General features: G+C 65.3%; 5 protein-coding genes. All 5 read left to right on the plus strand.

Features of this window, described 5'->3' with window-relative positions; all coding sequences use genetic code 11:
- The first annotated feature begins 15 nt into the window (after positions 1 to 15).
- On the plus strand, positions 16 to 1,254 hold the full coding sequence (locus CCR79_RS13540) for a tyrosine-type recombinase/integrase (protein WP_201174174.1): 1,239 nt from the start codon (positions 16 to 18) through the stop codon (positions 1,252 to 1,254).
- Positions 1,255 to 1,607: 353 nt separating this feature from the next.
- Entirely contained in the window at positions 1,608 to 1,820 is a 213-nt protein-coding gene (locus CCR79_RS13545) for a helix-turn-helix transcriptional regulator (protein ID WP_201174176.1), read from the plus strand.
- A gap of 13 nt (positions 1,821 to 1,833) precedes the next feature.
- On the plus strand, positions 1,834 to 2,751 hold the full coding sequence (locus CCR79_RS13550) for a toprim domain-containing protein (protein ID WP_201174178.1): 918 nt from the start codon (positions 1,834 to 1,836) through the stop codon (positions 2,749 to 2,751).
- Positions 2,748 to 4,550 carry a DUF927 domain-containing protein gene (locus tag CCR79_RS13555; protein WP_201174179.1) on the plus strand — a complete coding sequence of 601 codons (1,803 nt, stop codon included), beginning with the start codon at positions 2,748 to 2,750 and terminating at the stop codon, positions 4,548 to 4,550. The genes CCR79_RS13550 and CCR79_RS13555 overlap by 4 nt, the downstream gene beginning before the upstream one ends.
- A 439-nt stretch (positions 4,551 to 4,989) precedes the next feature.
- Positions 4,990 to 5,472: a ProQ/FinO family protein gene (locus tag CCR79_RS13560; protein ID WP_201174181.1), complete on the plus strand. Its 483-nt coding sequence runs from the start codon at positions 4,990 to 4,992 to the stop codon at positions 5,470 to 5,472.
- The last annotated feature ends 324 nt before the right edge of the window (positions 5,473 to 5,796 follow it).

The following is a 5,796-nucleotide window of genomic DNA, read 5'->3' on the forward strand; positions in this document are numbered from 1 at the left end:
AGGGAGGGAGGGGGCATGGCGCGAGCAAACAACAAACTGACGGATCGGCAGTGCCGCACAGCGAAGGTACCCACCGGCAAGCGCCAGGTGAAGCTACCCGACGGTGGCGGGCTTACCCTGCTGATAAAGAGCGACGGCGCCAGGCAATGGCAGCTGCGCTACCGTCGCCCATCGGGGCGCGAGACGACGATGGGGCTTGGCATCTACCCCGACGTGACACTATCGAAGGCACGCGAACGGCGGGACGAAGCGCGCGGCCTGCTAGCCGATGGGATCGACCCCATCGAGCACCGGAAAACCCAGCGACAAGCAGCCGCATCGGCCGACGCCAGCAGCTTTGAGGCAGTGGCCCGGGAGTGGTGGGCAACCGTCCACAACCACGCTGTTATCGAGTCCCACGCCGCGCGCAACCTTCGTCGCCTTGAGCAATACGCGTTCCCGACGCTTGGTCGCCGTCCCGCCGGGGAGATTGAACCCCCCGAAGTGCTGCAGACCCTGCGGCGGATTGAGCAACAGGGTACCGTCGAGACGGCGCACCGGGTAAAAACCCTGATTGGCCAAGTTTGCCGCTACGCCATCGCCACCGGACGCGGCAGCCGTGACCCTACCGCCGATCTGAAGGGGATGCTGCGATCCCCGACCACTCGCCACCTCCCGGCAGTCACCGACCCCAAGGAGCTGGGCGAACTGTTGCGCGCCATTGATGGGTATCGAGGCCAACCTACTACCCGCGCCGCCCTGCAGCTAGCGCCCATTCTATTTTGCCGTCCTGGCGAGCTACGCGCGGCCCGCTGGGAGACCTTCGACCTGGACGCAGCCACCTGGGATTTTCAGCCGACCAAAGGCGGCGACCCATTGTTGACCCCGTTACCGGATCAGGCGGTTTCGATCCTGCGTGAGCTGGAGCCCATCACCGGCCGCGGGCCGTACGTCTTCCCGTCCGGCCGCACCGCGGAACGCCCGATCAGCGAGAACACGTTAACGGCGGCGCTTCGACGGATGGACTACGGCGGGCGCATGGTCGCGCATGGCTTCCGGGCGGCGGCCCGCACCATTCTGGTGGAGCGGCTAGGCTGGAGCGCCGAGATCGTCGAAATGCAGCTGGGTCACCGGGTGCGCGATACCCACGGCCGGGCGTACAACCGAACCCAATGGATTGAGAAGCGCGCCGCCATGTTACAAGAGTGGGCCGCCTATCTAGACAGCCTTCGCGGGGATCGGGTGGTCACCCCAATTTACGGGGCCAGGCGTTAGAGCGTCCATACACGATACGTTACTGCATGTCTAGGGTCGAAAATACTCCACAAAGTTGTGGATGACCCGCAAAAGCCATAGTACAGTTACGCTGGTGCGGCACACTAACGCACACAAGAAGCCCACAGAAAGTGTTGCAGCACTTTCCGTGGACCATGAAACCCGCGCCAAGGCGAGTGAGGCACTAGCAACGTGCTGGTACCAGATGTACACACAGTATACGCAGACGAACGGTTAGGTACAACAAGTGACCTCAAGGGACCATTAGGGACGTATCGGTACTTCGAGGAACAGCCTGACCGGCGTTGCTGTGGGGCCCCACTTGACCTTGGCGCCTCATTCTTGGAGGCGTCATGTCTACAGCAAGAAGCAACCACCACGACCGCATCATCCGACTCCCCGAGGTTCGGCACCTTACGGGCTATAGCCGAAGCGGGGTGTACGCCGCCATGCGCCGCGGCGACTTCCCCCAGGCCGTAAAGCTCGGCCCGCGCGCCACCGGCTGGCGTGAAGCCGAAGTGCGCGAGTGGCTGCAAAGCCGCCCGAGCATCTACGGCGACCAGTGACGGGGGTACGACCATGGAAAGAGAAAACGCCCGGTTGGGAGCGGGCGCTGGGGGAAGGTATGTGCCTAACTCTATCCCGGCCCAAGCCGTCGACGCTATCGCCGCCGCTATGGCGGCCGACGGCATTGCCCCAGCCCATGGAGTCGCCACACTAGTCGCAGACGGCAAGTTGCATCGCTACCGCGTAGACGGCGACGAGGCCGGGAGCTGTGCAGGCTGGTACGTCATCCACCTGGACGACATACCAGCTGCGGCATACGGCAGCTGGAAGCATCGCGTGTCGAAGACTTGGCGCGCCCCCTCCCCTGCCAGCGCAGCGCAGCAGCAACAGAACCGCCAGCGCATGGATACGGCCCGCCGCCAGCGCGAGGCCAAGCAAACCCGCCGGCAACAGCAGGCCGCTGCCGAGGCAGCGAGCCTATGGGCCAGGACCCGCCCCGCCGATCCGACCCACCCATACCTGCAGGCCGAAGGGGTACCACCGCTCCACGCCCGCCAACTGGGCGACAGCTTGGTGCTGCCGCTCTATGACTTCGACGGGCGCTTGAACTCGCTGCAGTTCATCTACAGCGACGGCAGCAAGCGGCTGCTATCCGGCAGCCGCAAGCGCGGGTGTTTCATCCCTGTCGCCGGCAGGGCCGGCACCGCCAGTCGACTGTTGCTTTGCGAAGAGTGGGCGACGGGGGCGTCCCTTCGCCAATTGGATCCCCCTACCCTGGTACTCGCCGCGGTGGACGCCAACAACCTGCGGCCCGTTGCCGAGGGAGCTCGCCGACGCTGGCCGAGGTTGCCGCTGGTGGTGTATGCCGACGCTGATGCCCAAGGCGAGCGCAAGGCTCGATTGGCTGCTCTAGCAGTCGGCGGACACGTGGCCATACCGGACGTGGGCGACATGAACGATGCCGCGCAAGCGGCCAGAGGTGAGGAATGACGGATCGGACGAAGAAAGCCCACGTGGTCGATATGCGGTCGAAAGGTCCGCACCAGGCGCCACCACGCAACCCGAACGAGCCCAAGATTAAACGGCCGGGGTTTGAGGTCCATGACGATGGGTTTTGGATCGCCGGGCAACGGCAGAAACCCGGCTTGTATTGGCACGATTGGGGACGCGGCAACGAGCCCGAGCCGGTAGATACATGGATCGCAGCACCAGTTCGGGCGCTCGCGCTCACATCCAGCGAGGATGGACATAGCGCCGGCCTGCTGCTGCGCTTCCGCGACCACTTCGGGCGGTGGCGCGAGTGGTCCATGCCGCTGCACTTACTCCGAGGCAGCGGCGATGAGCTGCGCGGCCAGCTGCTGGGCATGGGATTCCGATGCAACGTCCACCAGGGCAAGCGGCTCAGCGAGTGGCTGATGCAGCAGCACCCGCGCAAGCGCTTGATTGCGGCCACCCGCACCGGCTGGCATCCGGCGGGCGACGGCCGCTGCTTCGTTCTGCCTAGCAGGACTATCGGCAGCGATGAGGTCCGCCATCAGTCGGAGCACCCGGGCGTTGATGACTTCCGCCAGGCCGGGACGCTGGAGGGATGGCGCGATACCGTTGCCGCGCCGTGCCGAGGGAACCCGGTGCTGCTACTAGCGGTATGTGCAGCCTTTGCCGGGCCGCTGCTCAAGCCCGCCGAGCTTCGGGAATCCGGGGGGCATGGTCTCCACTTGGTGGGGGACAGCTCACAGGGCAAGACAACAGCGCTGCAGGCGGCCGCCTCTGTGTGGGGCGGGCCGGGGTTCGTCCGGACCTGGCGCGCAACCGCCAACGGCATGGAGGCAACCGCGGCGGCACTCAATGATTCAGCCCTGATCCTCGACGAAATCAGCGAGTGCGACCCCCGCGAAATCGGCGCCATGGTCTACGCAATCGCCAACGGTCAGGGCAAACAGCGCGCACGCCGTGAAGGTGACAGCCGTCAGGCAGCCCGGTGGCGAGTTATGGCCTTGAGCACTGGCGAGCGTTCTCTGTCGGCGCATATGGCCGAAGGCGGCAACCGGATCAAGGCTGGGCAGTCCGTGCGGTTGCTAGACGTGCCAGCCACCCGCCGGTCGCACGGCGCCTTCGACCAACTGCACGGGCACCCCCACGGTGGAGCGCTCGCCGACGCGATCAAGCAGGCGGCAGACGCGAATTACGGTCACGCTGGCCCGGCCTTTATTCGCTACCTACTGGATTGCGATCACGATTTGCCCGGGCTGCTCAAGGACACCCGGGAGAGAGGCGGCTTCGATGCCAGCGAGGGGCTGGAGCGCCGGGCAGCTGGCGTGTTTGCCCTGGTGGCGCTGGCGGGCGAGCTGGCCACCGAGGCAGGTATTACCGGGTGGGCCAAAGACGAGGCCCTGGACGCGGCAACTGCGGCGTTCGACTGGTGGCGCGCTGCCAAGGGGACCGGCCAAACCGAGCAGCAACAGATCCTCGACGCGGTGCGTGATTTCTTGGCCCGCCACGGGGATGCACGGTTCAGCTCGATCAACGGTGACCATTGCCCGGTGCCGAACCGAGCCGGTTACTGGCGGGATGATCCGGGCGGGCGGGTGTATCTACTGCATCGAGCGGCCCTAAAGGAAGCGGGGGCCGGATTCGACACGATCCGGATCCTTGAAGCCCTGGAAGCAGCCGGCTGGATTGTCGAGCGTGAGAAACGTAACCGACGCGTGCGGCTGCGCGTCCATGGGCAGGCGGCTCAGACTTTCTACGCGGTGCGGCCAGTGGACGGAGGTGACGATGGGGCTTCGTGATTTCCTCCAGCGGCGGATTACTGTGACACGGCGTGACACGCGTGAAACCGGTGATGTCACACAACAACCCTCTACAAACCAATACGTTGCCACGTGTGACACGTGTGACATGGCGAAACGTCACGGTACGAATCGTGACGCCGGCAACGACGCTCCGGAGTGGAATCCGGCCGATGTGGCCGAAGCCACCGAGGAACGCACCGCCACCGTGGCGGCAACGAGAGACGCCAGCGCGGAGGATGTGGCGCGGGCATCGAAACGGGGTTGCGCCAGGGTCTTCGGCCCGGGGGCAGGAAACCGGCTGCCGCGGGGCAGCCTTCGGGTGTTACTGCGATGACGGCACTGAGCTAAAACGGGAGTACGACGCGGCGGTGGCGGCTTGCAACGCGCCACCGCCCGAGCCGAGGGCCGCACGGACGCCAGTGAATCAGGGGGAGGCATGACCAGCAACAAGCAGAACAAGCGCGAGCAACAGCGCGAGCAGATGAAGGCTGCGAGGCGATGGCTGGCCGAGCGGTTCCCTGACATCTTCCGCGAAGGGGGCGTTCCTCTAGCCATTGGTGCCCACCAACAAGCGCACGATGCCGCCACCGCCGACCCGGAGGCACCGCCGCACTGGGCCATACAGGCAGCATTGCGCCGATGGGTGAACCATCCCCGTTATTGGGAAGGGCTGGCGGCGAAGCGGGTCCGCCGGCACCTGGACGGCACAGAAGCCGAACAGGTCACGGACGAACAAGCCAAGCGGGCCGTGAAGCAGCTGAAAGAGTGGCGCCAGCAGCAGGAGGCGAAACGAACACAGAGGGGATGGAAGCAGCACCAGGAGAACAGCAGCGAGAGAGAGGACCAAGAGGCCCCGAAGGTGGGTCGAACCGGCCGCCCGGTTCTGACCCTCAAAGGCAAACGCGGCCAAGGGCGGTGATGCGCAGTGATAAGCTTCTCGAACCCAGGAGACCGACCCCTCAACAACTTGTAAAAACTAGAGTCTCGGCAATTTTTCGATTCCTCCGCCCCCGCTTAGGCTGAACCAATCCTTCCTCCGCCAGCGGGTTCCGGTCGCCGGCGCGGGTCCGTGCCGACCACCTTGAAAGCATGCCGATGGCTGCATGACCATGCCCATCCTCCGCACCCCGTTTGGCCTGGACACCTCCCCCGGGGGTATAGTCAGGGCGCCCTGAGCCTTTGACTGCCCCCGCCTGGACCAAGACGGAGGTGTCAGATGAGCAACAAGAAGGCCAAGAGCAAC

The organism is Halorhodospira halophila, from assembly GCF_016653405.1.
Taxonomy (GTDB): Bacteria; Pseudomonadota; Gammaproteobacteria; order Nitrococcales; family Halorhodospiraceae; genus Halorhodospira; species Halorhodospira halophila_A.

What these genes read in the sequence shown, in the direction of transcription:
- CCR79_RS13540 (WP_201174174.1), top strand. Translation starts at nt 16, where the DNA reads ATGGCGCGAGCAAACAACAAACTGACGGATCGGCAGTGCCGCACAGCG.
- CCR79_RS13550 (WP_201174178.1), top strand. Translation starts at nt 1,834, where the DNA reads ATGGAAAGAGAAAACGCCCGGTTGGGAGCGGGCGCTGGGGGAAGGTAT.
- CCR79_RS13560 (WP_201174181.1), top strand. Translation starts at nt 4,990, where the DNA reads ATGACCAGCAACAAGCAGAACAAGCGCGAGCAACAGCGCGAGCAGATG.
- CCR79_RS13555 (WP_201174179.1), top strand. Translation starts at nt 2,748, where the DNA reads ATGACGGATCGGACGAAGAAAGCCCACGTGGTCGATATGCGGTCGAAA.
- CCR79_RS13545 (WP_201174176.1), top strand. Translation starts at nt 1,608, where the DNA reads ATGTCTACAGCAAGAAGCAACCACCACGACCGCATCATCCGACTCCCC.